The organism is Neorhizobium sp. DAR64862/K0K3 (assembly GCF_050500185.1).
Taxonomy (GTDB): Bacteria; Pseudomonadota; Alphaproteobacteria; order Rhizobiales; family Rhizobiaceae; genus Neorhizobium; species Neorhizobium soli.
This window is the reverse complement of record NZ_CP191450.1, coordinates 909,149-936,105: the sequence shown is the minus strand read 5'-3', so window position 1 is coordinate 936,105 and position 26,957 is coordinate 909,149. Positions and strand designations below refer to the sequence as shown.

At 58.5% G+C, this 26,957-nt stretch carries 25 protein-coding genes and 4 pseudogenes; 13 read left to right on the top strand and 16 right to left on the bottom strand.

The genetic code is table 11. The features are described 5' to 3' along the window. Window positions 1–638: 638 nt before the first annotated feature. Window positions 639–818 (top strand): DUF3606 domain-containing protein, encoded by a 180-nt coding sequence (locus ACQY1L_RS21145; protein WP_430244242.1) that lies wholly within the window; start codon window positions 639–641, stop codon window positions 816–818. 167 nt (window positions 819–985) lie between these two features. Here ACQY1L_RS21145 and ACQY1L_RS21140 read toward each other — a convergent pair whose 3' ends face one another. The 9 genes from ACQY1L_RS21140 to ACQY1L_RS21100 all read right to left on the bottom strand — a co-directional run bounded on the left by ACQY1L_RS21140 (window position 986) and on the right by ACQY1L_RS21100 (window position 8,103). Beyond that, on the bottom strand, window positions 986–1,612 hold the full coding sequence (locus ACQY1L_RS21140; RefSeq protein ID WP_430244240.1) for an SOS response-associated peptidase: 627 nt from the start codon (window positions 1,610–1,612) through the stop codon (window positions 986–988). Between the two features lie 870 nt (window positions 1,613–2,482). Then, window positions 2,483–2,815: a four-helix bundle copper-binding protein gene (locus tag ACQY1L_RS21135; RefSeq protein ID WP_430244238.1), complete on the bottom strand. Its 333-nt coding sequence runs from the start codon at window positions 2,813–2,815 to the stop codon at window positions 2,483–2,485. Between the two features lie 11 nt (window positions 2,816–2,826). Further along, window positions 2,827–3,228 carry a DUF305 domain-containing protein gene (locus ACQY1L_RS21130; RefSeq protein WP_430244237.1) on the bottom strand — a complete coding sequence of 134 codons (402 nt, stop codon included), beginning with the start codon at window positions 3,226–3,228 and terminating at the stop codon, window positions 2,827–2,829. A gap of 1,009 nt (window positions 3,229–4,237) precedes the next feature. Continuing rightward, entirely contained in the window at window positions 4,238–4,798 is a 561-nt protein-coding gene (locus ACQY1L_RS21125) for an AAA family ATPase (protein ID WP_430244235.1), read from the bottom strand. A gap of 58 nt (window positions 4,799–4,856) precedes the next feature. Further along, window positions 4,857–5,417, bottom strand: coding sequence for a GNAT family N-acetyltransferase (locus ACQY1L_RS21120; RefSeq protein ID WP_430244233.1), 561 nt, complete (start codon window positions 5,415–5,417; stop codon window positions 4,857–4,859). Then, window positions 5,414–6,007, bottom strand: coding sequence for a recombinase family protein (locus ACQY1L_RS21115; RefSeq protein WP_430244232.1), 594 nt, complete (start codon window positions 6,005–6,007; stop codon window positions 5,414–5,416). Before ACQY1L_RS21115 ends, ACQY1L_RS21120 begins: the two co-directional genes overlap by 4 nt. 118 nt (window positions 6,008–6,125) lie before the next feature. Continuing rightward, window positions 6,126–6,473 (bottom strand): TniQ family protein, encoded by a 348-nt coding sequence (locus ACQY1L_RS21110; protein WP_430244230.1) that lies wholly within the window; start codon window positions 6,471–6,473, stop codon window positions 6,126–6,128. Beyond that, window positions 6,463–7,380, bottom strand: coding sequence for a TniB family NTP-binding protein (locus ACQY1L_RS21105; protein WP_430244228.1), 918 nt, complete (start codon window positions 7,378–7,380; stop codon window positions 6,463–6,465). Before ACQY1L_RS21105 ends, ACQY1L_RS21110 begins: the two co-directional genes overlap by 11 nt. After that, entirely contained in the window at window positions 7,381–8,103 is a 723-nt protein-coding gene (locus ACQY1L_RS21100; protein ID WP_430246016.1) for a Mu transposase C-terminal domain-containing protein, read from the bottom strand. It lies immediately after the preceding gene. Window positions 8,104–8,760: 657 nt separating this feature from the next. Between ACQY1L_RS21100 and ACQY1L_RS21095 the strand changes: the two are divergent. From ACQY1L_RS21095 to tnpC, 4 genes and pseudogenes are all read left to right on the top strand, one after another. After that, window positions 8,761–9,393: pseudogene (locus tag ACQY1L_RS21095) on the top strand (response regulator); the annotation flags it as partial. A 71-nt stretch (window positions 9,394–9,464) separates the two neighbouring features. Then, a pseudogene (gene tnpA / locus ACQY1L_RS21090) lies at window positions 9,465–9,922 on the top strand (IS66-like element accessory protein TnpA). Beyond that, the gene (tnpB, locus tag ACQY1L_RS21085; RefSeq protein WP_430244226.1) at window positions 9,903–10,256 is read left to right on the top strand and encodes an IS66 family insertion sequence element accessory protein TnpB; all 354 of its coding nucleotides are present in this window, start codon (window positions 9,903–9,905) and stop codon (window positions 10,254–10,256) included. The pseudogene tnpA and the gene tnpB overlap by 20 nt, the downstream one beginning before the upstream one ends. 54 nt (window positions 10,257–10,310) lie before the next feature. Next, window positions 10,311–11,877: pseudogene (gene tnpC / locus ACQY1L_RS21080) on the top strand (IS66 family transposase). A 148-nt stretch (window positions 11,878–12,025) separates the two neighbouring features. Here tnpC and ACQY1L_RS21075 read toward each other — a convergent pair. Continuing rightward, window positions 12,026–13,972 carry a methyl-accepting chemotaxis protein gene (locus ACQY1L_RS21075; RefSeq protein WP_430246014.1) on the bottom strand — a complete coding sequence of 649 codons (1,947 nt, stop codon included), beginning with the start codon at window positions 13,970–13,972 and terminating at the stop codon, window positions 12,026–12,028. A 382-nt stretch (window positions 13,973–14,354) separates the two neighbouring features. Between ACQY1L_RS21075 and ACQY1L_RS21070 the strand changes: the two genes are divergently transcribed. Further along, a complete protein-coding gene (locus ACQY1L_RS21070; protein WP_430244224.1) occupies window positions 14,355–15,314 on the top strand; it encodes an HD-GYP domain-containing protein in 960 nt (319 codons plus the stop codon). 7 nt (window positions 15,315–15,321) lie between these two features. Here ACQY1L_RS21070 and ACQY1L_RS21065 read toward each other — a convergent pair whose 3' ends face one another. The 6 genes and pseudogenes from ACQY1L_RS21065 to ACQY1L_RS21040 form a co-directional block, all read right to left on the bottom strand. After that, entirely contained in the window at window positions 15,322–16,266 is a 945-nt protein-coding gene (locus tag ACQY1L_RS21065; protein ID WP_430244222.1) for a diguanylate cyclase domain-containing protein, read from the bottom strand. Window positions 16,267–16,540: 274 nt separating this feature from the next. After that, window positions 16,541–16,951, bottom strand: a pseudogene (locus tag ACQY1L_RS21060) (transposase); the annotation flags it as partial. Then, window positions 16,933–17,310 (bottom strand): transposase, encoded by a 378-nt coding sequence (locus ACQY1L_RS21055; protein WP_430246012.1) that lies wholly within the window; start codon window positions 17,308–17,310, stop codon window positions 16,933–16,935. The pseudogene ACQY1L_RS21060 and the gene ACQY1L_RS21055, both read right to left, overlap by 19 nt. Window positions 17,311–17,568: 258 nt before the next feature. Continuing rightward, complete coding sequence (locus ACQY1L_RS21050) at window positions 17,569–18,081, bottom strand: flavin reductase (protein ID WP_430246010.1); 513 nt, start codon at window positions 18,079–18,081, stop codon at window positions 17,569–17,571. Between the two features lie 22 nt (window positions 18,082–18,103). Next, window positions 18,104–18,709: a malonic semialdehyde reductase gene (locus tag ACQY1L_RS21045; protein ID WP_430262043.1), complete on the bottom strand. Its 606-nt coding sequence runs from the start codon at window positions 18,707–18,709 to the stop codon at window positions 18,104–18,106. Beyond that, a complete protein-coding gene (locus ACQY1L_RS21040) occupies window positions 18,706–19,533 on the bottom strand; it encodes an alpha/beta fold hydrolase (RefSeq protein WP_430244218.1) in 828 nt (275 codons plus the stop codon). Before ACQY1L_RS21040 ends, ACQY1L_RS21045 begins: the two co-directional genes overlap by 4 nt. Before the next feature lie 255 nt (window positions 19,534–19,788). Here ACQY1L_RS21040 and ACQY1L_RS21035 point away from each other — a divergent pair, with 255 nt between their 5' ends. The 7 genes from ACQY1L_RS21035 to ACQY1L_RS21005 all read left to right on the top strand — a co-directional run bounded on the left by ACQY1L_RS21035 (window position 19,789) and on the right by ACQY1L_RS21005 (window position 26,939). Next, window positions 19,789–20,706, top strand: a complete 918-nt coding sequence (locus ACQY1L_RS21035) for a LysR family transcriptional regulator (RefSeq protein ID WP_430244216.1) — start codon at window positions 19,789–19,791, stop codon at window positions 20,704–20,706. A gap of 127 nt (window positions 20,707–20,833) precedes the next feature. Further along, on the top strand, window positions 20,834–21,952 hold the full coding sequence (locus tag ACQY1L_RS21030; protein WP_430244214.1) for an LLM class flavin-dependent oxidoreductase: 1,119 nt from the start codon (window positions 20,834–20,836) through the stop codon (window positions 21,950–21,952). After that, entirely contained in the window at window positions 21,949–22,350 is a 402-nt protein-coding gene (locus ACQY1L_RS21025) for a RidA family protein (protein WP_430244212.1), read from the top strand. The genes ACQY1L_RS21030 and ACQY1L_RS21025 overlap by 4 nt, the downstream gene beginning before the upstream one ends. Window positions 22,351–22,400: 50 nt before the next feature. Continuing rightward, a complete protein-coding gene (locus ACQY1L_RS21020; RefSeq protein ID WP_430244210.1) occupies window positions 22,401–23,393 on the top strand; it encodes a BMP family protein in 993 nt (330 codons plus the stop codon). Between the two features lie 8 nt (window positions 23,394–23,401). Further along, window positions 23,402–24,910, top strand: coding sequence for an ABC transporter ATP-binding protein (locus tag ACQY1L_RS21015; RefSeq protein WP_430244209.1), 1,509 nt, complete (start codon window positions 23,402–23,404; stop codon window positions 24,908–24,910). Next, window positions 24,907–26,019: an ABC transporter permease gene (locus tag ACQY1L_RS21010; protein ID WP_430244207.1), complete on the top strand. Its 1,113-nt coding sequence runs from the start codon at window positions 24,907–24,909 to the stop codon at window positions 26,017–26,019. Before ACQY1L_RS21015 ends, ACQY1L_RS21010 begins: the two co-directional genes overlap by 4 nt. After that, window positions 26,001–26,939, top strand: coding sequence for an ABC transporter permease (locus tag ACQY1L_RS21005; protein ID WP_430244205.1), 939 nt, complete (start codon window positions 26,001–26,003; stop codon window positions 26,937–26,939). Before ACQY1L_RS21010 ends, ACQY1L_RS21005 begins: the two co-directional genes overlap by 19 nt. Window positions 26,940–26,957 lie beyond the last annotated feature (18 nt).

Genomic DNA, 26,957 nt, shown 5'->3' with positions numbered 1-26,957 from the left:
ACAGCTTAGCAGCTCGACGGCATCGTCGTCGTGAATATTTATAATCATGCCGAAGGCACGGCTTATGTCGCGCTGCTTGCCTTGCCAGTCTATGGGCTACTGTGGATGTTCAGCTGGCGCGACCGCCCCACCGCGAGCCCGATAAGCGAAATGCGAAGCAAGCGGTGCGAGGCGACGCGAGCGTCGCCAACAACATTGAACCGAGCCCCTCTGTGCAACGTTCCAGAAGGTCACGGCCCATCCGGTCATGCCTTATCCATGGCTTCTAATTTATTAATGCGAGATTGACTATGAAACGCATGGAACAGTGACATATCGCGTTGCGCGGATATGTGCTGTGCCATGAGCAAACATGATGATTGGCTTGGAGCTGCTGGTGATGCCTGTAGCTATCGACGCATGTACGCCTTGGCAAACGAAATATCGATCGAGACTATCGATCCGCAACTGATGTCCGCGGCTGATGAAGTGGTCGACGTCCTGAAAGATGTCATCGGTCTGGCCCTTGCCAGCTCTGACATTCTGAAAGAGGCGAGGAAGCGGTTTACGGTGCTTACGACCGTGCTCGCGGACACACGCGAAATGGAACACTTTGTCACCTCCGCCAGTTCTCCTGCTAAACAGGTAGAGGAATTGTTATGTCAGATTCTGGAAAAGGTCGCGAACAGGACCGCGCACGAGTTGCCGGTGGTCAGGCTCACGAAGTCCGCTACGAAGCGGACAAAGAGAACGTCTCAAAGGAGATGGTGAAAGACACCGTCAGGGACGTCGGCAATAGCCGTGCGAAGGTTGAACACGAACTTGAACGGAAGAAGTGAGTTTGTGATGGCTTCCGCTTTCGCAATCCGATCGGCCAAAGCCATGATACCTCCTATGTCCATCGTTTCCGACACAGGCAGGACATCTGTCACGGCAACCCGCCGATGATCTTACAGTGAGTTCACGAGTGGTTTCTTCGTGTCGGTTCCATCGTAACGGTACGAATTCACCTCGCGGCCCACGCGATGAAAAACCAGCTGATCATCAATTTGGTGATCGAGCAGCAGTGCCTTGGCGTCCCTGCCCTTGATGTCGGTATCGAGCAGGCGCTGTAGCTTCCTTGATCCAGGATGACCGGCATTCTACTGTGGATGTGGGCGATATGGTTGGTGGCTGGGACGGTGATGATCGTGCAACTCGTCAAGCCAAGCTTGTCGTTGTTGGACCAAAGGCCGGCGAACGAGAAACCTTTCCCCGTCGGCATCTGCAGCAGCCAGGGATCGCTTCTCCCGTCCTTGACGCTCTTGGTCCATTCAAAGTAGCCGTCGGCCGGGATAAGGCAGCGCTTCGATTTGAAAGGTTCGCGGAATGCGCCTGATGTATCGACGGTTTCAATCCGAGCGTTGAACATCACGGCCTTTGGTAATTCCTTGGCGAAGAACGGGTCGAGCCACCAGCGACCGTAGTCCAACTCGATAGCACCAGCTCTACCCTGTCGCGCGAAATAGACGTTCTGTGTCGGCGCGATATTGTATTGCGGCGGCATGTTAGACACAGCGGCGGCCGAGTTATGGATGCTATAAAGCGCATGGGTCTCGCTCCAGGTCATCTTGTTGGTAAAGCGACCGCACATCAGATCCTCCCCTCAGGGTTCACGCAGGCGCCCAGCGGTAACCAGGCGTGCCTTTAGGCGGACTATCCCACCCATCATCGCTGCAAGCAGGGCAGGGCAGGCCGTTTGCGCCGCAGCCACACGCGCGCCAGCCCCGGTAGGGCCTGGTGGGATGCGTTTCGCAAATGGTACCAGCATCTTTGCAAAGTTTGCAGCGCACGTCTAAGCGGCTCATGAAGGGGCGTTCCTATAACCGAGGAGCATGGACGGTGCTCGTTCGTGGAACGCGGTACAAAAACTTGACAGCTGCCGTGATGCGCCAAAAATAGCGCGTTCTGGGGTTAGAACAAGTAGCTCTGCAAAGAATTAGGGCCGCATCACTAAAGCCATGAACGAGCCCTCTCCGTCAGCTCCATACGGCGCCCCCGTCTCTATGGAGAGCCCTTGTGATCCCTCCACCTATACTACGCCGCAAGGGAAATGTAAGACCGCACATAATGCGGGTTACGTCCTACTTTTCAACGGTTCAGGCTTCTGTCCGTCGGGAAGGATCTCGCGAAGCCGAGTATGCACTACCTCTGCAGTGAACGGCTTGCCGAGGAAGATCGCACCATCCGAGCTGTAGGCAAAGGGGCGGCGGGTGGCCGGTCAGGCTGGCAGATGGTTCGACACCGCTGTAGGTGGCAGCATGGTCGCCTTCGGCGAGCTCATGATTACCCGATCCATAGGAAGATCATGATCTACCAGAGCGGTAATCTAGTTCGCCTAGCAGCCGATCTGTCGCATAAATTCTGAATTTCGGACGCTGCAAAAGTCAGCTATAAAAATCGAGCAAATGTCGGGAATTCTGCGATTTGCACCGGGAGAGGGCAGCTAACCCTCTCCCGGTTTTCATGCCGCCATTTGCGAGCAGCTGTCCGCGCACTTGCGGCAGGCGGCGACACATACCTCCATGTCGCCAACCCGTTCGCAATCGTCCGCGCACTGGTTGCAGATTTCAGCGCACTCCCGGCAGACATGCCGGTGATGCTCGGAACCAATCAGCATGAAATGCGCAGAAGTCCGGCAGATTTCGGCACAGGCCATCATAAGCTTGAAGTGAGCCGGGTCGGTATGCTTCCCGCCCATCTCCAAACAATGCCCCATCGCCATCGACAGGCATTCGCTATAGCAGGCCAGGCAGTTATCGATGCAGGCCTTCATCTCAGGTGCTAGATTTTGCATGATGCCTCTCCCTATTTGGCTTCCTTATCGACCCACTCGGTCAGTTCCTTGACCTCCCGGGTCTGGTCATCGATGATCTTCTGTGCCTTTGCCTTGGCTTCGGCATTATCGCCGTACTTCAGCTCGACCTGGGACATGCTGATGGCGCCAAGGTGGTGCGCAATCATGCCGCAGACGAACGAGACGTCGGCATCCGTCTTCATCATGCCTTGCATCATGTTCATGTTCATCGATTTCATTCCATCCATGCTGGCCTTCTGATAATCCGTCATACCCTCCATCGGCATGTCGTGACCCGTGGCCATAGTGGTGGCGGCACCTTTGCATTTGTCAGGATAGGCCATCTGCGCCGCCGCCGGGGTAGCAAGAGTGGCAAGCGTGACGACGCCAAGAGTTGTCAGTGTAAGTTTCATCTTCGTTTCTCCTTCGATGTTAATAAGTCGTTCTGGTCAGCTGAGCGTCCATCGTGGAGGCGGGTAGAGAGCGCGGATGAGGAGAAATGAAGTGTCGACCACCGGCTGCGGTGAGATGACCTGCCCGACGAGCAGGACTCGCAGGAGGCTTATAACCTCTGGTATTAGCGGGCAGCATGCCATGCCCATGCAGCAATGCTGGGCATTTAGGGGCATCTGATGATGGCTTGGTTGATCCTCGGGGTGGGACATGAATGCCGAAGCACATTGCTCGGCCGACAAGGCAGGCGTAGCCATCAATGCCATCGGTGTACCGAGCATCAACACATACATCAGCAACGTTATGATGCGACGGAGTGATTTCCGATATTGCATACCTCTGCCTTTCGCATACAAACACTGGCATTTTCCAAAAGTTCCAGCATGCAGCCGAACCGGATGTGCAAAATCAAGAATTCTTACTCGTTGATCCCGAGTCTCTTTGTTAGGGAATTACGCGGTGGAGAGCGGAAAAGACGACGCAGCGCCAGTTGCTAGATTCGGCACCCCTGGAAAATTATGACCTTGATCGGTAAATGGCAATGATTGTCAGCGCTATGTGGCACCTTGCGAAGGCCGCAGACTAGTAAGGAAGGGCTCAGGCCCGGGAGAGGGCGTAGTGACACTGTAAGGGAAAGCATGGTCGCATCATCCTTTGCGTCAACTTATATTAGCCGGGCAATGTCCCGGTCGCGTGCACATGACGAACAGGCGAGATGCGCTGTGTGGTTTTCGGGTATACCCTACAGAGACATTGATATGAGACGCCTTTGACGTCTCATATAGGTTGATCCGCGTGTCAGTTTTCAAAGTCGGCGTCACCGATCTTTCAAAGCCGCGTCATTCCCTGGCTTGCTTGCGAACCACGATCGCTTTTGGAGCGATGCTGATGAGGGCCTTCAGCGCAGACCCGTCATCAGGACATCGGAGGAGCCTTAGACTTGCAGCCTTCGAAAACCGCTTGCTGGCGCTAAGCCGCTGCGGCTCGGACAGCCTCGACATGGGAAATCACCTCAGAACGGCTTTTCAACAAGACCTTCGTTCCGGCATGCGCATCAAATAGCTTATAATGGCTTTCGTAACTCGTGGACGAGTTCTCACGTCCGCGATATTCCCGTATCCAGTTGATCAACTCTTGGAAACTTGCCTCACTACCTCCTCCTTGGATGCCCCTAGCTCTGACGTTTGCAATGCACTCATCCACAGGCAAATCGATCCATATCAGGCTCGTGATTCGAGGAAGGACGGCTTTGGCAAGCCACCCATACACGCCTTCCATAACCCATGTGTCAGCCTGTCCAGCTTCAGCGACTTCATTGAAAACAAGCTGATTATCCCGGGCGACACCATAATGCCCGGGCATCCAACGAACGTCATCAAGGTGGATTACTTGGCGGTTTAGGATAGCACCTAGCTCGCGGGCCATCCAAGTCTTGCCGGTCCCACCGTTGCCAAAGATGAGTGTCCGACGAAAATTTTCCATCCGCGCTCGCCCCACCATTTGAATTTCTTGTTTTTGTGAAAAGAACATATGCGCCAATGGCCGTAAATGGCGCTTTCGCGGACTAGTCGGCTCAGACCTTTGCCGATCATGAGTGTGCCCACTCCGATTTCAGCATCGCATAAATATATTCGCTGCCCCATCTGCCATCAAAGCAGTCGTTCTCAACGAGGTGAGCTTCACGCCGAAAGCCTATGCGCTCAACAATGCGGACAGACCTCAAATTCTCCGAGTCGAGGCGAGCGAATATCCGATGAAAACCAATGTCATTGAAGCCGACACCAATAATGGCTTTCACAGCTTCGGTCGCATAGCCCTTGCCACCAAAATCCGGGTTGAAAATGTATCCAACTTCGCCTTGGCGAGCCTGCTTGCTCTCCAGCTTGAGGAGAACCTCGCCGATGAGCGCTGCGTCAGTTTTTCGGACAACAGCCAGTCGATAGACATCACCATCATTCTGGAACGTGGTCGCCAGAGCTCTCGCAAACTTCTGCTTTAACGCAGAGCCATCGGAGGGAGCGGCGTATAAATACCGATAGACCTCCGGCCGAGAATGATATGCTCCGAACGGCATCTCATCGTCGGCAATGAATGGCCGTAGCGTGAGGCGTTCCGTCTCGTAAAGGTGTTTGAGGCTGTCGAAGTTCATTCTAATTCCAGGGCTGGCGTATTCTGTGCTGCAATTCGAAGCAACGCGAGCTCACGGTACATGGTGGACCGGCCGAGCCCGAGCTGCTCGGCGGCCTGGGCGGGGCGAACGCCAGCGTCAATCAGCTTCAGGGCAGAGGCCAGTTTGTCCTCATCAAGCGTTGGCCGACCGAGTTTCTTGCCGCGTGCTCTAGCCGCCGCAATGCCGTCGCGGGTTCGCTCGACGATCAGCCGGCGCTCGAAATGGGCGATGGCGCCGAAGACATGGAACACCAGCTCGCCGGCGGCCGACGACGTATCGAGCCGCTCTTCCAGAGAGCGGAACGCCAGCCCACGTGCCTTGAGATCGTCGACCGTTTCAAGCAGTTCCTTCAGCGACCGGCCAAGGCGATCGAGACGGACGACACAGATGATGTCGCCCTTGCGGGAAAACTTGAGAAGCTCCGACAATCCTGGTCGCTCGAAGGTTTTGCCAGAGATCACGTCTTCAAACACCTGGATCGCGCCGGCCTCTTCTCTCAGACGGCGTCGCTGCACTTCGAGATCCTGATCCTTGGTAGAGACACGGGCATAGCCGAGAACGTCAGGCATGGTCGTTGATTCTTTCGTTCTCTAAAACGCTCGGTTTATGGACTGATCAGAAGACGGCATCAACTACCATGCCCATCCGTCTCTAAAATATGTCCATAAATAGCATGCGTCCCGGAACTCAGGAAGACCATTTCTGGACTGTTTCCGGGTAGTCATGGCAAAAATTACGCAATGCGATTGCGAAGCGGCGCTCGGACCGGGATCGGCTCATGTTTCTAAGTTGAAACAGAGGTACCCCGGTTCCCGCCGACAGCCGCTTGAGCACGGCTTGATCCGGATTGATAACAAAGGCGTCGAGATCAATGTCGCCGCCAAGTGCGCTCCGGCAAAAGGTCTGAACCGAAGTTTGATAACATTCCGCCAACCGGCGAATGTAGCTATCGACCCGTTCGAAGGGATAGGGCGTCGGGTGGAGGGGCCATCGTCGCAGCGGAAGGGGAGCCATCACCTCGATGTCATCGAACACGGGGGAACGATGCCTCGAAGAGAGCGCGCCGCTCATCGGGACCGCTATAGTCACAGCGATCAAGGATCATCCGATCGATGTGTTCATGGCCTTGCATGAGCGCCAGGGCTGCTGCCGATGTCAACATGGCGCAAACTTCCCCGATCAGTCCGCAGGAACGCCGCAAGATCATGCTGCGCAGTTCGCCGGATGCGGCAAGGGTCGATGGCTCCCTGAGCGGCAGAGCTCGTTCGAAGCTCGACAGGAGCCTCGCGAATTCGAGATTGTCCTCCCACATCGGCAAAGGTACTGGCTCGAATCGGTTCTCAAGCTGATCATCGCTTCGGACGGCGATCTGGGCATGCTTTGTCCCGAGCCCGACAATCGGAATGCGCAGTTCGTTTCCAAGAAACCGAAGCATGTTTAGAAACTCGGCGCGGCGACTATGCGGACCGGACAGCAGATTATGCAGCTCGTCGATGATCACCATTCTTGTCTCGACCACGCGCAGCAACTCCAGCGTCTGCCGTTCGATGCGGTGCGTGGAATTGTTGCGGGAAATCGGTGCATTCAGGGCATCGAGAGCCGAAGCATAAAAGCGCCGGACACTGGGCTCAGTCGGCATCTGCATGACGAGGACTGGAATGATCTCGTGATCGCCGAGGCGGCTCGCTTCAGGCGGATGCAGCCGCCGAAATTTCTCCGCCACCATGGTTTTCCCATTGTTCGTGGGACCGACGATCAGGAGATTGGGCGGACGGATGCGGCCGGGTCCAAAGGTTAGGGTAGCTTCCAGCTTATCGAGAGCCGCCTGGGTCCGAGGATGGTTGATCCACCATTGCTCGCGTAGATGGGGCAGTCTCTCCATGGGCGGCAATTCGGCGATTGCGCGGGCTGCCGGAGACAGGTGATCTGCATCTCCGCTCATCTACCATTCCTCTATATCGAAAGGTTCGAGCGGATCACCATCCTCAACAATCTTGGCTTGCCATGGCGGCGATGCGGGTTGAGATGGCCTTCCCGTACCCTCGACGACGCGCAACGATAACCGTCTCGCCTGGTTTCTCCGCATACTGCGGGTGGTCCGGGCAGCGTGACTTTCGATCTCTCGCATCTCCTCGATGGCGGCGAACAGGACCCGTTCGTCCCATTCGGTCTGCCGGCGCTGACGCAGTCGGGCGCGGGCAAGGCGGTGCTCCCACAAGGAGACAGGTGGGCGCGACAGCTCACGGTAAGGCACTTCAAGATAGCCGCCATCCCGATCATCGAGGATGTAAATGCGGCTGAGGTCGCGAGGATCGCGGCGGATCAGCAGGCGCTCCGGTATCGCGCTGCGTTCGATCCACGGCTTCAACGCGTCGCAGAAATAATGGATGTGGTCGATGACGACACCTTCGCGCCTAAGGGTCCGCCAGACCACCGGCAGGAAGTCAATCAGATAGGTGCGAGGGTTGCGTGGCGTCGGGATCGTCTTTCCTGACGCGGCCAATGCCGTGACGCCGGCGCTATAGCGGCGTAGTGGAATATCGTCATCGAGGCCACCATGCGGCCGGACGTGGTAGAATTTGGCGATCGCGACCGTGAGCCACCGTTCCAGTTCGCCAAGTGTCAGACAGGCGGCCTTATCGCTATCGTACTTGCCGCGCTGCATGACGTTGGAAAACGTCGTGCCCGGAAGGCTGTGGACCAGCTCCATAAGCGTGCCGATTAATCGTTCCACGACACCGCCGAACTTCGGCTGCCCTACTGGACGCCAATCGATGGCGATATCGTGCTGTGCGCAGCCGCGCTCGAAAGCATCGGAATGGAACTCTTTTGCGTTGTCGACACTGATCAACAGAGGTTTGCCGGCGATCGGCCAGTCCGCCTCGACGCCGATCCCCTGTAGCCAGGCATGTTTGTCGGCAGCCATATGGGTCAGGCAAAGCCCGACGCTGGTCGAAGATGGGGCCTCCAGGCTCACATGAAACCCAGCGATGCAGCGACTATAGATATCCACGGCGACTGTGATCCATGGCCGACCGATCGGCCGGCGCTCGAATGGGTCCACCAGAATGACATCGACAGGCGTATGATCCATCTGGACCCGATCGAGCGGAAATCGCGCCGGTGGCGTCGATCCCTCGACCACATCAGGGACGACGACATCGCCCCGCCGACTGCGCTCGGCAAGAGGCAAGGCGGCGAGGCGTCTGCGTATTGTGCTGGCAGAAGGTGGTGGCAGCCCGAGTTTGTAAGCGCGCCGGCGTACCTCCTGAACGATCCATTCAGCCGACAGGCGTTGCGGCGTCAGATACAGCTCTTCGACCAAGTGTGTATCTCGGTCGCGGACACGGGGACGGGTATGAGCGCCGATACCATTTCGCGGGTGTTCGAGCCTTTTTTCACGACCAAGCCGATCGGACAGGGGACCGGGCTTGGCCTTTCGATGATCTATGGTTTTGCGCGGCAATCGGAAGGATACGTGAAAATCGAAAGTGAGATAGGGAAGGGATCGACTTTTCACCTTTACCTGCCGCGTCTCCTTGGCGAGGTGAGTGAGGCGGAGGTGGACGCCAGAGCGCCGACCGATCTGGCGCAAGGGGCGGGGACCATTCTGGTTGTCGAAGATGAACCGGTCGTCCGCGCCCTGATCGTCGAAGTCCTGTCGGAGCTTGGGTACGAAACCCTCGAAGCGGAAGATGGACCGTCAGGACTGGAGGCACTACAGAGCCGCCGGCATCTGGATATGTTGATTACAGATATCGGATTGCCGGGGTTGAACGGTCGGCAAATCGCGGATGCCGCCCGCGTGGCGAGGCCGGATCTGAAGGTTCTGTTTATGACCGGTTATGCCGAGAACGCGGCAAATGCTGCAGGTTTTCTCGAGCCCGGCATGGCAATGATCACCAAGCCATTCGCGATGGAAGTGCTGACGGCACGGATACAGGGTAAGCGCTAATTTCGGCGCACCTTTTTCCATCGACGCCTCTGCCGCATGAAGTGTCCACTTAAAATAGGTGGACACCAAATATGAGTGACGAAGAGCAGAAACTGCGTGTGCGGCTTGTGGGGCGTGACGGCCGACGCCGCTATGATCCAGAGTCAAAGGCGCGGCTTGTTGCGGCCTGCCTTGAGCCTGGCGTTTCTATATCAGGCCTGGCGCTCGCCCATGGGATCAATGCCAACGTTCTGCGCAAGTGGGTCAAGGATGCCAAGGAATCTGGTCTCCGGCTCACTCTTCACGATCGGCGTTTATCCCGGTCGTGGCAGCGGAATTTAGCCGGCCTAATGGGATCCACTCGCTGGATATTGAGGTCGCACGAGGTGAAGGCCAAACGGTACCACTGGAGAGGACGCCGGGACTGTTGTGTTCTTCCAAGATCAGGGCGTTGCTGCCGAACGGCGTGAAGCTTTCGCTGGAATGTGGGGATGTGGATGCGTTGACGGCAATCATCGGAGCGCTTTGCCATGTTCAGACTGGGCGCTGATCTCAAGGTCTACCTGCATCGCGAGCCCATCGACTTTCGCGCCGGCATCAACAGCCTTGCTGTCCTGGTGCAGGAGACGATGGAGCTCGACCCGTTTGCGCCTGCAGTCTTTGCCTTTTGCAATCGCCGCCGCGACCGGATGAAGTTGCTGTTCTTCGATCGGTCCGGTTTTGTGATGGTCCTGAAGCGATTGACCGAGGACAGGTTCCGGTGGCCGCGCCGGGAAACGGCGGTGGTGTCGCTTTCGACTGAGCAATTACACTGGATTCTCGACGGCATCGATATTGATGCGATGATGCGCCATCCGGTTCGGCAATACCAGATCGCCGGCTGACGGCTCTGAACGTCTTCGGTTGACGGAGCGAAACGGTTCAGATTCAAGAATCTGATGATCCGGCCCGGCGAACCCACTGTTGAGGAGTTGATGGCGCGCATTGCAGCGCTGCAGGCCGAAAACCGTCAGCTCACGGAACGCGTGGTCAAGCTCGAGGAAGAGTTGGTGCTCGCACGGCTGCATCGTTTTGCGCCGAAGAGCGAAAAGCACGTCGACCGGCTCTTTGATGAAGCCGAACAGGTTGCCGATAAGGATGACGCTGGCGACGACGGCGATCTCGTCGACCTGCCGGACACCGGCTTTGCGTCGAGCGAGAAACCGCAGGGCAAGAAGCGCGGCCGCAAACCCCTGCCGGAACATCTGCCGCGCGAGCGCGTCGAATATGACCTGCCCGAGGATCAGAAGGCGTGTCCTTGCTGCCAGCATCAGATGCATCGCATGGGTGAGGCCGTCTCGGAGCAGCTTCACATCGAGGTGAAGGCCAAGGTCCTGCAGAATGTGCGGTTCAAATGCCTGCCGCTATTGCGACCGGACCGGCATCAACACGCCTGTCGTTCTCGCGTCAATGCCCGCGCAGCCTCTGCCCGGCAGTATCGCCACGGCCTCGACACTGGCCTTCGCGCTCGTCCACAAATACGTCGATGGCACACCGCTCTACCGCCTGGCCCAGGCCTTCGAGCGCGCCGGCGTCCCTGTCAGCCGCGGCGCTCTCGGGCATTGGGTGGTCGCATCAAGTGAGAGGCATCTCTCCCGCATCTATGACCCGCTGAAGCTGCGGCTGAGGGCGCAGCCGCTCATCCATGGCGACGAGACGACGGTCCAGGTCCTGAAGGAAAAGGACAGGGAGGCCACCAGCACATCGTATATGTGGGCGTATCGGAGCGGCGAGGACAGCAATGAGCCGATCGTGCTTCTCGACTACCAACCCGGCCGCGGCCAGATTTATCCGCAGGCCTTCCTCGGTGACTACCACGGCATATTGATGAGCGATGGCTATACCGCATGGCGTACGCCGGCAGGGGCTACCCATCTGGGGTGCATGGCCCATTCCAGGCGTCGCTTCGTCGATGCGCTGAAGGCAAGAAAGAAAGGCGGCGGACCGCCGGAGCAGGCGCTGCAGTTCTTCGAGCAGCTCTACCGGATCGAAAGCCAAGCCAGAGGAGAAACGGCGCAAGCTGGAGAAACGCAAGCCGACTGCATTTGCCGTTTCCGCCAGCAGCACAGCGTCCCCATCCTGAACGCTCTCAAGGCATGGCTCGATGACATCGCGCCGAAGGTCCTGCCCGACAGCAAGATCGGCGACGCCGTATCCTACACCCTCAACCAGTGGGAATACCTGACGCGCTATACCGAAGACGGCAGGATGCCGATCGACAACAATTTGCTGGAGCGCGATATCAGGATTTTTGCCACTGGTAGAAAGAGTTGGCTGTTCAGCGATACTGTGGACGGAGCCAAGGCCAGTGCCGTCGTCTACAGCCTCATGCTGACCTGCCGCGCCTGCGGTATCGAGCCCTTGGCCTACTTGCGCCACATCCTCAGCGAATTGCCGCAGCGCGCATCGGGAGCCGACATCACCGACCTGCTGCCATTCCACTTCGCCAAAGCCGCCACTGCCTGATCCCAGACGAATGGGTGACAGCCACTCCGGTCAAACGGGACGCGTCAACGCGCATCGAAATGAGCGCTTACGATACAGGAACTTGGGAAAGGCGATTAAGCTTTGCACATGAGTGAAGCGGGGCCGATTGGCCCCGCTATTGGTGCGTTCAGAATTCTTCCCAAGACTGTGCGGGCGCGGCAGCCGATGCACCGCCACCAAAAGCACTGGCGATCTTGCGGCTTAAGGCGCGCGCCGGCGACGCTACAGGGCGCGCCGCTTCTGACACGGCGCGAGCAGTTTGTGCGGCACGTCCGGAGTTCTGGCCCTGCCCCACTTTAAACTGCGACAGCAGTTGGTTCAGAGACGCAGCTTCCTTCGCCAGGCTATGGCTTGCGGCGGTCTGCTCTTCGACCATGGCGGCGTTCTGCTGGGTGCCTTGATCCATGGTGTTGACGGCCGTGTTGATCTCCTGAAGTCCGATAGACTGCTCGCGGGCAGCTTCGACGATCGCCCCGACGTGGCGATTGATCTCCTGGACCTCGCCGACGATCGTCTGCAGCGACGTGCCCGTCTCGCCGACTAGAGCCACACCAGACCGCACCTGTTCGCTTGAGGCAACGATGAGCGTTTTGATCTCCTTGGCCGCTGTCGCGGAACGCTGGGCGAGCTCGCGCACTTCCTGGGCGACGACGGCAAATCCCTTACCAGCTTCCCCGGCCCGCGCGGCTTCGACGCCGGCATTCAGCGCCAGCAGATTGGTCTGGAAAGCGATCTCATCGATCACGCCGATGATGTTACTGATCTCACCAGAAGATTTCTCGATGCCCTGCATGGCCGCGACCGCGTTGCGAACGACGTCACCGGACTTTTCCGCGCCCTGCCGCGTTCGGGCCACGAGTGCGCCAGCTTCTTCGGCCCGCCTAGTGGAGTCCTTGACCGCCGTAGTGATCTGCTCCAGCGCAGCGGCAGTCTCCTCGACCGAGGCCGCCTGCTGTTCGGTGCGTTTGGCCAGATCGTCGGCGGCAGACTGGATCTCCCTGGCGCCAGAGTCGATGCCTCTGGCGTTGTCACCGACGTGGATCAGGGTCTCCTGAAGTTTCTCCATCGAGTTGTTGAAGTCGTTGCGAAGGCCGTCGAGTTGGTCGACGAACGGCGTTGCGATACGATAGGCGACATTGCCTTCCGACAGTTCCTGCAGGCCACTGGCAAGGCCTTCGACCGCGAACAGCGTATCGGCAGCTTCCTTCGCCTTCTGTGCTTCGCGTTCGAGGCGCTCCCGCTCGGAAAGGCTTCGGCCAGCCTCCGTCTCACGTTCCAGGCGCATACGTTCGATGGCATTGTCTCGAAACACCGAGACTGCCTGAGCCATTTGGCCGACTTCGTCGCGACGGTCCTGACCACCCACTGCCCCATCCGTGTCACCCGCTGCAAGCGAGGTCATGCGCTCGCGAAGCCGCGCGATCGGTGTCGTGATGCCTCTGCCCGAGACGAACAGGGCGGCGGCAATTCCGAGAGAGAACGCGATACCGATGGCGAGTAGCGAATACAGGATCGTGTTGTTGGTCTGCTCGCTCATCTCGCTGCTGGTTATTGAAACCTGCTTGGCGACGTTGTCGAGCCAAGTCCGTGCATCTTCGTTGAGGGGAAGAATAAGCTTATCAGCCTGTCCAAGCAGCGCAGCTGCCTCGTCGTTCTTGTCTTGCATGCCAGCCTGAACGGCCTTGTCAGTCAGCCCGATCACCTCTCGCGATCGTGCGATAAAGGCATCGATCTCGGCGGCACGGGCCGGCAGCAACCCTTTTGTGTTCTCCAGCCGGAGGACGACCTTCGCCGTATTATCCTTATAGAAGGCTTCAGCCGCCGCGATCTCAGGCGTGCCTTTTCTGTAGGTCAGGATCTGGTATGCGCCATAGGCCGTCGAGACGATGTTGCGGGTCGCGCGCGCCATTTCCAGGGCCGCGCCGTTATCGTGGGTGATGAAATCCGAATAGGCGGTATCGGAACTCTTGAAATTGTCGGCCAGGATCAGGCTGGATGCAACGCCGACCACACACATCGGGATGATAAGAGACAAAATTTTCGTGCGTATTTTAGCATTCTTCAGAAACGACATCAGTCCTCGCAAGTAGTTCATGAGAGGCGATCGTGGCGAATGACCTGCGCTGGCGCTGTCGGCAATCGGTCGTTCTGGGCTGTTTCAGACTGAGGCCTGACCACAGGGGAGGAATAGTCGATTTCGAGGCGACGTTTTGTTACCCGCCTCAGCCTACTATCAGCGAGGCATCGTGGTGCGACGCGCTCGGGTTAGACGAACATGACAGATAAGGCCTGCCGTCATGGCACCTTCGATTACACCGTCAGAAGCCGAACTTAAGAGATTTATGATTTAGAAACAATTAAATCCCTAAAAATCGCCGGTATCATACATAGCATCTTGGTAATGTATTTGCGTCATAGTGCCCCTCAATTCTCCCCTCAAACACAGGAACCGAAGAATGAGGAAGAGGATCCGCCTGCACCAGGTGCGTTTAGGCATGTATGTGGAGGAGCTTGAAGGAACAGAACCCTTGCCCTCTCACTTCATCGGACCGATTGCGTCCCCTGCTGACATCGATCGCATGATAAACAGTCATGCCATCAGCGTCGTGATCGACACTCGCAAAGGTCTCGACGTCAATGGGGCCTCTTCTGGAGGGGGCACGTTCGATCCGGTCGAATTCGACGCGGCACTCAAGATGAACTACAGCGCCGAGCATCTTACTCTGGCCCGCAAGGCGATCCAGGAGACAAAACCCTATGTGCGCGGTGTTCTGGCCGCGGCGCATGGAAGCGGTATCTTTGAATTCGATGCGGCGAGAAGGGCGGTGGATCGGATCATGTCCGAGCCACTGACGAATGCCAGCGCAATGATCGCTGTTGCAAAGCTCAAGGAGAAGGACGAAGGAACCTTCTTACACTCCTTGTCTGTCAGCGCGCTCATGATTACCTTCGGCCGAGCGCTGGGATTGGATGTGCAGGGGATACGACTGCTCGGCCTAGGTGGCCTGGTGCATGATCTTGGAAAAATGCTGCTGCCAACAGAGTTACTACGCAAACCGGGGAAACTCACCGCCGAGGATATCGCCGTTATCCAGACCCATCCGGAGCTGGGATATGAACTGGTGAAACAGATTGACGGCATGCCAAAGGCGGTTCTCGACATCTGTCTTTATCATCACGAGAAATTCGACGGTTCAGGCTATCCCTTCAGAAAGGCCGGATCTCACATACCCCAGGTCGCTCGCATCGCTGCTCTCTGCGACGTTTACGATGCGCTGACGACCGTGCGGCCTTATAAGCGTGCGTGGTCCCAAGCGGAAGCCATCGACACAATGCTGCGCTCGAAAGGTCACTTCGATCCGGAGCTGATGAAGACGTTCCTGTCTAAGATGGTGATCAACGGCACCCTCCATTGAGCGAAGCTCACGCCGGGGGCGTGGAAAACCATTCCCACCCGCCAGCACCTGATCTTTTCCTGCGGTACAAGGCCTGATCAGCATGTTGCATGAGCGCCTGCAGGTTCTGGCCGTCCTGAGGGTAAAGGCTCAATCCTACACTCGCACCAATTCTGATGACCGAGCCTTCGTGGTCGAAGGGAGCAGCCAGTTGAGCGTGGATCCGCCGACAGATATCTTCCGCCTCGCTAACGTTCCCGAGACGGAAGAGCAGCACCAAGAACTCATCGCCGCCGATGCGGCCTACAAGGTCGGATTCGCGTACACAGGATCGCAGCCTCGCTGCGACCATCTTGAGGACCTGGTCGCCTTCCTCGTGCCCGAGTTGATCGTTGACGGATTTAAAACCGTCAAGGTCGATCATCAGGACCGCCATTGCCAACGGCCCGCTCCTACACCCTGAGGAAATCTCGATTTGCCACCTGCCTTGAAGAGCGCGGCGATTGGCAAGCTCCGTCAAAGGGTCCTCTAAGGCTATCCGCCGCATGGCGTCTTCTGCCGCCTTTCGCGGAGAAATATCCTCAAAGGTCGCGACTCCGATCCCGATGTCCCAGAGAAGCATGCCCCTATGCTGCGTTGTGCGAAAGGAGCCGTCAGCGCAGCGTACCTCTAGTTCAAGGGGCTCGATTTCCCTGACCCCGGACTGTCTGCCATGCCACAGTGCCGCCCAGCGTTCCCGGGCCGTCTCCTGCTCAAGCTGGGTTCCATAGACTTCGGATATCCATTGATCGACAGTCGAGAAGTGTTTCTCGTCGTAACCGAAAAGCCGCGTAAAGGTGCGGTTTACATACCTGATCTCACCACCAGGCAGGGTGGCCCACGATAAGGCCACCGGCAAGGCGTCCAGAATGACGTGGACATCACGAAATGAAGCAACGCCAACCTGATTTGCCCGAGCGAACAGCTCCTTCATGCATCCTCCCAAGTACAGTAGGCCATTCGTCGCCCTTGACGGACTCTCATGGCTTTCTGAGCAAACTGATATTACAACCGAGGGGTTAAAGTTCTCGCCACACAGCGTGGGGAAGGTATTCTCGATGAACTCGGAACCATTTCGAAGAACAGGGGCCTTGCTGTTACGCAATGACTGTCCGCTGCTGAGCGAGCCGGCCGTATCGGAGCATCAGACGGCGGGCAATGCGAAACTTCATGCGTAACTTTCGTTATTTTAGCAGATTCCGAAGCTCTTAGGCAGTGTGGACGGATTTGATTAAAATGAAGCCTGCGGCGATTGCGACGATGGATGCGAAGTTTTGCTTGGTCTTCTCGCATCGTAGCGCGACGCGCTTGAAGCGTTTGAGTTTTCCGACTGCCTGCTCGATGCGGGCACGACCTTTGTAGAGCGCTTTTGGGAGGAAGGTCGGCTTTGATTTTGCCGTTGAACGATAAGGGATGACGGGAACCGCACCCCGCCTTCTCGCGGCCTGCCTATTAGCCTTGCTGTCATAGCCCTTGTCGCCCATGGCGGCGCGGGGGTCGACATCAGGGCCAAGGCCGAGCAGGATTGGAAAGTGCGGTGCGTCGCCTTTCTCGCCGCCGGTCAGATCGAAGGCGATGGGATGTCCGTCGAAATCGGTCTTCAGGTGGATTTTGGTCGAGAAGCCTCCTCGCGAGCGGCCAAGCGCTTGGCCATATTGCCCCCTTTTGCGCCTGCTGCCGAAACATGCGCGCGCACTACGGTGCTATCGAACATCTGAACCAGATCGGCCGACGTGCTCAGACTGGCAAGGTGCTCGAAGAAAATTTCAAATACGCCTGACTTGCTCAATCGGGAAAAGCGCTTCCAGACACTATTCCAATGTCCATAGCGCTCCGGCAGGCCGCGCCAGGTGATATTGATAACGGAGAAATAATGCAGGGCCTCCAGAAACAGCCGGTCATCTCGACCCTTGTCGCCCCGCCGCGGGAGCGAGGCGCGGAAAACATCAAGCGCGACCGCCCAGTCCGTTTCTGTCATCTGCTTCAGCATCGCCGATCTCCTATGAAACCGGCAACTCATGAATCATTGAAAAGCTGATTCGGGAATCGCAGAAACTAAGCCTGCGGCAATCCGTCCACACCCCCTAGGAACTCTGAACACTGGTTGATCGTTATGCAGAAACTCGTTGTTGCTGCACGCTTCTTAAATATGCGACAATAATAGGTGATGGTAACCGGAACTAGAAGTTGGACCACCGGCCCAAAACTTTAAGTTCTGCGGGCCGGCGTATTGATGTCAGATTGTATGGTAGGCACGGTCAAAGTAGACGAGTCCCCGGCCTTCGCTTCTGGCCTTGAAGGCAATCACCTCACAGATGAGAAGATCGTGGCTTCCGCTCGAATGAATTTCGGCAATTCGGCAATCGAATGCTTCAAGGGCGTCGTCGAGCACAGGGGCGCCAGTCTCCATGTGGGTCCAGGTGCCGAGCGCGAAACGTTCTCCCGCAGGCGTCTTTCCACCGAATCTCTGACAGATGGGCTGGTGTGTATCGGCGGTGACGTTCACGCATAACACGCCGTTGTCGATCACCGGTCGATAGGCCGACGAATTCCGGTTGATGCATATGACGAGGCTTGGCGGTGTATCGCTGACACTGCAGACGGCCGTTGCGGCAAAACCGGTGCGACCGCCCGGTCCGTCGGTCGTAACGATGTTGACTGCGGCACCGAGGCGCGACATCGCGTTACGGAAACCTGTCTTCAAGGTCGCATCGGTTTGCTCCGACAAGGACTGTTGTGCGGCTGGCATCGTCATCTCCCGGCTCCTGGTCTCATACAATTTTACAGGCATCGACAAAATCGAGGCGCGGCAGACGCTCGAACAGTTTGGATGGATCACCCTGGCCGAGATTGATCAGGAAGTTTGACTTCCACGTCGTGCCGTCGAGGAATTCGGCATCCACTTTCACCCGGTCGAAGCCGGACAGCGGACCCGCATCGAAGCCGAGCGCACGTGCCGCCAGGATGAGATAACCTGCCTGCAGCGTACCGTTGCGGAAGGCGGTTTCTTCGGCAAGTTGCGGGCTGCTGGTAAACCAGGATTTTGCATCACCATGCGGGAAAAGGTCCGGCAGCTTGTCATAGAAACTGGTGTCATAAGCCGTTATTACTGTCATCGGTGCCGACATCGTTTTGGCAATATTGCCCGACGAGAGGGCAGGTTTCAGCTTTTCCTTGGCTTCCCGGCTGCGGACGAATACGAAGCGTGCCGGCGAGCAGTTCGCCGAGGTCGGTCCGAATTTGAGGAGGTCGTAGAGCGCCCCGAGCGTGTCGTCGGAAATCGCGCCGTCGAGCCAGCCGTTTTGCGTGCGCGCCTCTGTAAACAGCAGGGCGAGTTCCTGCTCGCCGAGCGGTGTCCGTGCAATCTGATCGGTCATGATGCTACTTTCGTGGAGCTGACAGGCAGGGCGTGGCCGCTGAGCAGGAATGACAGCACTGCCTGGTTGAAGGTTTCCGGTTCGCAAACCGAGACAGCGTGACCGCCATAGGAGAGAACCTGAAGGGTTGCACCAGGGATGTTGCGGGCAAGTTCTTCCGAGCAGAGCGGTGGGGTCAGTATATCGTCCTTCGCCACCAATACGAGGGTCGGCGCGGAAATTTTCGGTAGATAACTCAGACCGTTGAAGCTGATGACGGCCTCGATGCGGGCGTCGAGGATGGTCTCGGTCGTCGATCCGGCAATCGCCGCGGCCATGTCCTTTTCCAGTTTCGGCCATTCGTCCGAGACGAAGCGGGGCGGATAGAGAAAGATGGGCGAAGCGCGGTGATAACCCTCTTTGCCATGGCCTTGCAGAACCAGGCGGCGCAGGTCAAAGCAGAGCATCATCTGCGGGCAGAGGGTTGCCCAGGACGCATAGAGCACCATCCTGTCAAGCCGCTCAGGGTAACGGGCGCCAAAAACCTGGCCAATCGCGCCGCCGGTCGAGTGACCGAGCAGGCTTGCCTTCTCGATACCGAGTGCGTCCATCAGGCCGATCAGGTCATCCGTGAGCAGCTCGACGCTATAGGCCTGTTCAGAGCGCGTGCTGCGGCCGGTACCACGATGATCGTAGCGAATGACGGTACAATGCCGCGACAAGGCTTCGACATTGACATCCCAATAGGATGCGACACCGGCAAGACCGGTGACGAGCAGGAGCGGCGGCCCTTGCCCGGTAATCTCGTAATAGCATTCGTCGCTGCCGATTGTCGCGAAAGGCATTGTCTCTCCTGGTCCCTCAAGGGAAACTGAGGCGAAGTCGGGCCGCCTCGAATTCTATATTGCTCGCCGCATCACGCTTCCGGCCGACTTTTGTCGCCCAGGGTCAATGTGACAGTGACGAGGCATAGCAACTCCAGTGTGGCCTGCCGTAGTTCAATGTGGTTCTCGGCCTGTTGCCTGTTTTAGAACGCCGAAAAGATCGCCCTGGCACGAAGCTTGCGTTTATTCCGCTGCCTGAAGCCGGAGGAATGCCACGTGAATCTCAACACCTACAAGTATTTCAACGAAGTCGCCGAGACGCGCTCGATCCGGAGGGCGGCTGACAGGCTGCATGTGGCGCCGTCGGCGATCAGTCGCCAGATTGCCATCCTTGAGCAATCCTTAGGCACGATGCTTCTGGAACGGACGAATACCGGCATCCAGCTGACGCCGGCGGGCGTCGTTCTCGAACGGTTCACCCGTCACATGTTCCGCGACATGGAGCGGGTGCAGGAAAGTATACGCAGCCTGAAGGGGCTTCGGTTAGGGGAGGTGAAGATCTGGGTGATCGAAGGCTTGATCATGGATTTCCTCCCCCGCACGATTGCCGATTTCAACGATCAGTTCCCGGCGATCAAGTTCTCCGTCTATTCGGAATCGTCCGACCGCATCGCCGAGGCACTGACCCGTGACGAGGCCGATATCGGCATTGTCTACAACCCCAAGGGCGGACCGGGCATCGAGATCATGGCGCAATATTCCGAGCCCGTCATGTGTCTCGTCTCGCCCCATCATGACTTCGCAAATCGCGAAAAATTATCGCTCGCCGAGATCTGCAGCCAGCAGATCGCCCTTCCAGTGACGAGCTTCGGTCTCAGGCAATTGTTCGACCAGGCGATTGCCCGCAATCGCTTCGCGCCGGACATCGTCGTCTCCACCAACAATCTGGAACTCACTAAGAACCTGGCGATCACCGGTCGCACGCTGGCGATCGCGCCGGTCATGGCGGCGCGCAAGGAGTTGCGCGACGGACGGTTGCGCGCCATCCCGATCGATTCCCCCGATTTTGCCGAGGCGACATCGGCGGTCTGCATCCATCGCGACCGGCAATTGTCCTATGCCGCGAACGAGTTCCTGAAGCGCCTCGTCAAGGCCTTCAAGACAGCAACGGAGTCATCCAGCCACCTGCGGTAGCAAGCAAGCCGTGTTGCCAAAGTGGCAACATGACATGGATCACATTCGATTACGTCTCTCAAAAAATTGCTGTTAGCGTACCCACCATGAAGACGGGCCGGGCCCGCAGAATTGAAAGGCAGACCTCATGACTTCCGAACAGACTTCCGTCGAACTTGGCGTATTTCTGCCGGTGGGAAACGGCGGCTGGATCACCTCCACGACGAGCCCTCAGCTGCCGGCCACCTATGAATACAACAAGCAGGTCACGCTTCTGGCGGAAGATCTCGGTTTCGATTTTGCCCTCAGCATGGCCAAGTGGCGCGGTTACGGCGGCCCCAGCCAGCACTGGGACATCACGCTGGAATCGCTGACGACGATGTCCGGTCTTGCCGAAGCGACCAGCCGTATTGGCGTCTGGGGCACGATCCACACGATGATTTTCCATCCCGCCGTCGTGGCCAAGATGGTGGCGGTTCTCGACCAGATTTCCAACGGGCGCTTCGGCCTCAATCTCGTGGCAGGCTCCAATCCCGCCGACCAGGGCCAGATGGGCCTGTGGCGCGAACTCGACCATGGCGGTCGCTACGAGCTGGCCGAAGAATGGATCACCGTCGCCAAACGACTTTGGAGCGAAGACCGCGTCGATCACGAAGGCACGTTCTACAAGCTTACCGACTGCATGTCGAACCCGAAGCCCGGGAAGCAGCCGCCGATCATCTGCGCCGGCGCATCCGATAGCGGCTTCCGCTTCACCATCAAGAACTGCACCGGCAGCTTCCTGCTTGGCAGCAACCGGGATGATTTCGTCAAGACGGGCCTGCGGGCCAAGGAGCTTGCAGCCGAGGTCGGGCGGAACGATTTCAAGACCTACGGCCTGTTCACCATCGTTCCAGGCGCGACAGATAAGGAAGCGCAAGAACGGGTCGACTATTACAATTCCGGTGTCGATGTCGAAGCTCTCGACAGCCAGACGCGGGAATATTCCTCCGATCCTAGCCTGAAGCAGAACACCATGGCGAACCGCTTCATCGCCCAGGGACAGTCGCGCAACTCGATGTCGCCGGCAGCCATTGTCGGCTCGGCCGACACGATCGCCGACCGGCTTGCCGATATCGTCATCAATGCAAAGCTCGACGGCATCACCGTCATCGTGCCCGACTTCATCGACGACCTGAAGACCATCGGTGTCGACGTGGTCGCCGGGCTGAAAGAGCGTGGCGTATCGACGACCTCCTACACACATCAGCACGGGTGGGTGACATGACCGTTATCAATCCGAAGGGCCTGAAACAGCAGAGCTATTACAACCACGTCAAGATCCGTCCGGGCGTGCCGGTCCATGCGACCGGCCAAGTATCCTGGGACGAGAATGGCGAGGTGGTTGGGGCTGGTGATATCGATGCCCAGGTTGCCCGGACCTACGCCAATATCGGCCACCTTCTGGCGGCCCTCAAGGCGACGCCGGACGATATCGTCAAGACGGTGACCTATGTGACCGATCCCGGGTTTGCGCCCGCCATCCATCGGGGAAGGTTAAAATTCTTCGACGGCGTGGAACTTCCCGCCAGCACCTTTATCCATGTCGCGGGTCTCGCCGATCCGCGCCTCATGTTGGAAATCGACGTCGTCGTCATGGTCTCGGCCGACCCGACGGATCTCTGACAAGGCCATATCCGTATCATTCGCCAACACCAATAAGGGGAACCCTGCGCATGATTCTCTCGACAACCAGACGCCATATCCTGGCTCTTGCCATGGGTACGGCCATTCTTTCGGCCGGCCCGCTGGCCACGCCGCATGCCGCTTACGCTGCCGATCCGTTGGAAGTCGCGGCCCTGTTCACCGGCTCCGTCACCCAGGGAAACTGGGATGTGCCGGGTTATGCGGCCTTCGACAAGATGGCCAAGAAATACAGTTTCAAGCCGACCTATATCGAAAACGCCACCTATGAGAAGGCGCCGGCCATTCTGCGCCAGCTTGCCTCGCGCGGCGTTAAGATGATCATCTGCCACAGCTCGGGCTATTCGGCGGCGATCCAGGAGGTTGCCAAGGAATTTCCGGATACCCAGTTCGTTCTCTACAGCTATGCGTCCTCCACCGGCGGCCTGAAGAACTACACGGCTTGGTCGGTCGACTGGGATCAGTATGGTTATGTCACGGGCGCCGTTGCTGCGGCATCAAGCAAGAACAAGCATATTGCCATCATCTCGGGTGAGGAAATTCCATCGGCCAAGCGGGCGCAGGAGTTCACCATCAAGGGGGCGAAATCACTGGTTCCCGATATCCAGGTCGATACGGTTTATACCGGCTCGTTCTCGGATGTCGCCAAGGCGAAGGAAATCGCAACCGGCGTGATCGCCCGTGGCGCCGACGTGCTTCTGCCCTCCGCCGACCTTGCCGATGTCGGCACCCAGCAGGCGGCTGACGAAGAGGAAGCCCATACGATCGGCGCCTATATGGACCAAAGCCCCGCCTATCCGAATGCGGTCATCACCAGCACCGTGCTCAATTTCAACAAGGCCTATGACGAGATGGGCCAGCTGATGACCGAAGGCAAGCTGGACGGCAAGGTCCACACGATGGATCTGTCGAACGACGGCTGGACGCTGCAGAAGCCGTTCAAGCATGTCGACGCCAAGGTCGAGACGGAAGTATTTGCCACGATGGCGAAGATCGCCAAGGGCGAGATCGACGTCGAGAAGTAAGAGGTCCCATGCAGAACCGCCCGTATGTCGAACTGACCGGTGTCTCAAAGAGTTTCGTGCCCGGCCACCTGGTCCTCGAGGACGTTTCGCTCGCCTTCCGGCGCGGCGAGATCCATGCAATCCTCGGCGAGAACGGAGCTGGAAAGAGCACATTGCTCAACATCCTCTTCGGCATGCATCAGCCGGATACGGGCGGCATTCTTCTGGAGGGCCGTCAGGTCATCCACACATCGCCTGCCGATGCGATCGCCAATCGCATCGGCATGGTCCACCAGCATTTTAAGCTGGTACCGAGTTTTACCGTTGCCGAGAATCTGAGGCTCGCGGCCTCGGCTTCGGCCCGCAAGCGCCTGGCGCGCAATGCCGATATCGAGAGAATCGCGAAAGATTACGGCCTGTCGGTCGATCCCAAGGCCATCGTCGGCGACCTGCCGCTGTCGCTGCAGCAGCGCGTCGAGATCCTGAAAGCGTTGATCAACCAGGCCGAGCTCATCCTGTTCGATGAACCGACGACCATTCTCAATCCGTCGGAGATTGAGGCCTTCTACCGTGTCCTGGGGCAGATCGCCGATGATGGCCGCGCCGTCGTCGTCGTCACCCATCACCTTGAGGAAGTGCTTGCCCATGCTCAGCACGCCTCCGTCATCCGCCGTGGCAAGCTGATCAGCTCGGGACCCGTCGCAGGCCGCAATCGCGCCGATTTCGTCCGCGAAATGGTTGGCAAGTCCGTCGATCTCGATACGCCGCTCAAATCCGACCATGCCGGAAGTGGCGCGGTCGAGATCGCCCTGAAAGGGGTGAGCGTGGCGCCGACCCAGTCGTCGTCCGGCCTGAACAAAGCCTCGCTGACGCTGCATGCCGGCGAGGTGGTCGGCGTTGCCGGTGTCGAAGGCAATGGTCAGCGGGAGCTGTTCGAGCTTCTGGCCGGCCTGCGCCAGCCCGAAAGCGGAACTGTCGAAGCGAAAAACCGTCATCTGGACGGACGCGCCATTGCCGGCCTTGTGCCGGAAGACAGACACCACGAAGGGCTCGTTCTGGATCTGCCGGTTTCTGCCAATCTCCTGCTCAACAAGATCGGCGAGCAACCCTATTCCCGCCACGGCCGGCTGATGCATGGCGAAATCACCAAAAAGGCGGAAGAGATGCGCGCCGCTTCCGATGTCAGGGCGCGTTCGGTCTCTGTCACGCCGCGAACGCTGTCTGGCGGCAACCAGCAGAAGATCGTTCTGGCGCGGGCGCTGAACGAGGATGCGCCGACCGTCATCGTCTACCAGCCGACCCGCGGGCTCGACGTCGCAGCCAGCGAAGAGGTGCTGAAGCGGCTGCGCGAAGCGGCCAATGGCGGCAAGGCGGTGCTGATTATTTCTAGCAATCTCGATGAAATCCTGCGCGTCAGCGACCGTATCGTCGTCCTTTATGCGGGGCAGACTGTCGGTGAGGTGACGAGCGAAACGCCACGCGAGGTCATCGGTGATCTGATGACCGGCGGCGGCAAACAGGGGAGTGTCCACGCGTGACGCCGATCAGCCAGGGACAATCCGACAATTCGACCACCATAGCCGCGCGCCGCATGAGCGACATCATGATGCGTCTTACCGGGTCGAATGCCTTTCTGGTGCTGATGTCATTTGCCGTCAGTCTCGTCATCGGCCTCTTCATCCTGGCCAGCCTTGGCGTCGAACCGGTCGAGGCTTTGGGCGTCATGGTCAAAGGTGCTTTCGGCTCGAAAATGGCGATCGGCGATACGCTGGTGTTCATGACGCCGCGGCTGCTGGCGGCACTGGCCGCCCTGATCGCCATCCGCTGCGGCTTCTACAATCTCGGTGCCGAGGGTCAGTTGCAGCTCGGCGCGATCGGCGCGGTCCTGCCGGCGACCCTGCTGCCACCGCAACTCGGGATCCTGCTTGTGCCGATCTCGATCGTCAGCGGTGCATTGTTCGGTGCCTTCTGGGGCGTGATCCCAGTTCTTTTAAAGTTGTGGCGTGGTGCCAACGAGATCATCGTCACGCTGATGATGAACTTCATCGGCTTCTATCTGGTCAAATATCTGGTGCAGGGGCCGCTGCAGCCGGAAGGGTCGGATTTCAACATGTCGGCGAAGATCGCCGATGGCGCAATCCTGCCGGTGCTGGTCGATGGAACGCGGCTGCATGCCGGCGTGCTGCTTGCCCTTGTCGTCGCCGTGGCTCTTTGGGCGCTGCTCTATCACAGCACATTCGGCATCCGCTTGCGCGCCGCCGGCCTTAGCCCGAAGACCGCTCGCCTGCAGGGCATGCCATTGTCGCGTCTGATCATCAGCTCGATGCTGATCTCGGGCGGTGTTGCGGGCATAGCCGGTGCAGTCGAGGTGCTCGGTGTCCAATATCGCCTGATCGACGGTTTTTCCTCCTCGCTCGGTTTTGACGGGCTAGCGATCGCGCTGCTCGGCAGCCTTGAACCGCTCGGCGCGGTGATCGTCGCCATCTATTTCGGCGCGATCAGCAGCGGCACCGTCGCGCTGCAGAGCACGCTCAGCATTCCCGCGGCACTGGCGCTGATCATGACCGGCCTGCCGATCATCCTCCTGGCATGCATCCACGGATACAGGTTCCTGAAAGGACGGCCGCTATGGTCTTCGACCCGATAACGATCAGCCTGCTTCTGGCTGCCGCGATCCGTCTCGGCGCACCGATCCTGCTTGCTTCGCTCGGCGAGTTGGTCTCCGAACGGACGGGTGTGCTGAATATCGGGCTCGAAGGCATCATGCTGTTCGGCACCTTTGGCGCCGTTTTCGGCCTGCAACTGACGGGCATGCCCTATGCCGCCGTCGCGTTCGGCGCACTCTGGGGCGTGCTGGCCGCCGGCGTGCTGGCCTTTGCCGTTGCATCGCTTCGGGCCGATCAGATCGTCGTTGGCATCGGCTTCAACATTCTGGCGCTCGGCGCCACCTCTCTGCTGCGCGACATGGCGCTGTCGCCGGCGTTTCAGGCGCCGTCGCTGCGTAGTGTTTCCAACTATCGCGTTCCCTATCTCTCCGAACTGCCGATCGTCGGCCGCGCCGTCTTCTCGCAGAGCCCGATCCTCTATGGTGCCGTCATCGTCGCCATCCTGTTCTGGATCTTCTTCCGCTATACCCGCCTCGGCTTGATTTTCCGTGCTGTGGGAGAGGGCGCGTCCGCCGCAGACGCCGCCGGAATTTCCGTGACGAAGATCCGCTTTTCGGCGATGCTCGTCACCGGCACCATGACGGGCATTGCCGGCGCCTATCTGACGCTGGTCTCCTCCGGCGGCGTGTTCGTCGACAACATTACCGGCGGGCGCGGTTATCTCGCCGTTGCTGTCGTCATCTTCGGCCGCTGGCATCCGATCTGGGTGATGCTCGCCTCGATCCTGTTCGGGGCGGCCGATGCGCTGCAATATCAGGGGCAGGCGATAGGGCTTTCCATCTCGCCGCCGCTGCTGTTGATGTCGCCCTTCGTGCTGGCGCTCCTCGCTTGGGTACTGGTCGGCAAAAGTAAGGCAGGCCCGAGCGAGATCGGCGTTCCCTTCCTCCGTGGTCAGAAGTGACCGGAAACGGGGAGGGGT

Bases quoted from the DNA above. Each gene is read 5' to 3' on its own strand.
- ACQY1L_RS21105 (WP_430244228.1), bottom strand. From the start codon at position 7,380: ATGAGCGGAGATGCAGATCACCTGTCTCCGGCAGCCCGCGCAATCGCC.
- ACQY1L_RS21030 (WP_430244214.1), top strand. From the start codon at position 20,834: ATGACTTCCGAACAGACTTCCGTCGAACTTGGCGTATTTCTGCCGGTG.
- ACQY1L_RS21140 (WP_430244240.1), bottom strand. From the start codon at position 1,612: ATGTGCGGTCGCTTTACCAACAAGATGACCTGGAGCGAGACCCATGCG.
- ACQY1L_RS21005 (WP_430244205.1), top strand. From the start codon at position 26,001: ATGGTCTTCGACCCGATAACGATCAGCCTGCTTCTGGCTGCCGCGATC.
- ACQY1L_RS21025 (WP_430244212.1), top strand. From the start codon at position 21,949: ATGACCGTTATCAATCCGAAGGGCCTGAAACAGCAGAGCTATTACAAC.
- ACQY1L_RS21040 (WP_430244218.1), bottom strand. From the start codon at position 19,533: ATGCCTTTCGCGACAATCGGCAGCGACGAATGCTATTACGAGATTACC.
- ACQY1L_RS21100 (WP_430246016.1), bottom strand. From the start codon at position 8,103: ATGCAGCGCGGCAAGTACGATAGCGATAAGGCCGCCTGTCTGACACTT.
- ACQY1L_RS21135 (WP_430244238.1), bottom strand. From the start codon at position 2,815: ATGCAAAATCTAGCACCTGAGATGAAGGCCTGCATCGATAACTGCCTG.
- ACQY1L_RS21070 (WP_430244224.1), top strand. From the start codon at position 14,355: ATGAGGAAGAGGATCCGCCTGCACCAGGTGCGTTTAGGCATGTATGTG.
- tnpB (WP_430244226.1), top strand. From the start codon at position 9,903: ATGTTCAGACTGGGCGCTGATCTCAAGGTCTACCTGCATCGCGAGCCC.
- ACQY1L_RS21065 (WP_430244222.1), bottom strand. From the start codon at position 16,266: ATGAAGGAGCTGTTCGCTCGGGCAAATCAGGTTGGCGTTGCTTCATTT.
- ACQY1L_RS21050 (WP_430246010.1), bottom strand. From the start codon at position 18,081: ATGCCAGCCGCACAACAGTCCTTGTCGGAGCAAACCGATGCGACCTTG.
- ACQY1L_RS21125 (WP_430244235.1), bottom strand. From the start codon at position 4,798: ATGTTCTTTTCACAAAAACAAGAAATTCAAATGGTGGGGCGAGCGCGG.
- ACQY1L_RS21015 (WP_430244209.1), top strand. From the start codon at position 23,402: ATGCAGAACCGCCCGTATGTCGAACTGACCGGTGTCTCAAAGAGTTTC.
- ACQY1L_RS21115 (WP_430244232.1), bottom strand. From the start codon at position 6,007: ATGCCTGACGTTCTCGGCTATGCCCGTGTCTCTACCAAGGATCAGGAT.
- ACQY1L_RS21130 (WP_430244237.1), bottom strand. From the start codon at position 3,228: ATGAAACTTACACTGACAACTCTTGGCGTCGTCACGCTTGCCACTCTT.
- ACQY1L_RS21120 (WP_430244233.1), bottom strand. From the start codon at position 5,417: ATGAACTTCGACAGCCTCAAACACCTTTACGAGACGGAACGCCTCACG.
- ACQY1L_RS21055 (WP_430246012.1), bottom strand. From the start codon at position 17,310: ATGACAGAAACGGACTGGGCGGTCGCGCTTGATGTTTTCCGCGCCTCG.
- ACQY1L_RS21145 (WP_430244242.1), top strand. From the start codon at position 639: ATGTCAGATTCTGGAAAAGGTCGCGAACAGGACCGCGCACGAGTTGCC.
- ACQY1L_RS21045 (WP_430262043.1), bottom strand. From the start codon at position 18,709: ATGACCGATCAGATTGCACGGACACCGCTCGGCGAGCAGGAACTCGCC.
- ACQY1L_RS21075 (WP_430246014.1), bottom strand. From the start codon at position 13,972: ATGTCGTTTCTGAAGAATGCTAAAATACGCACGAAAATTTTGTCTCTT.
- ACQY1L_RS21020 (WP_430244210.1), top strand. From the start codon at position 22,401: ATGATTCTCTCGACAACCAGACGCCATATCCTGGCTCTTGCCATGGGT.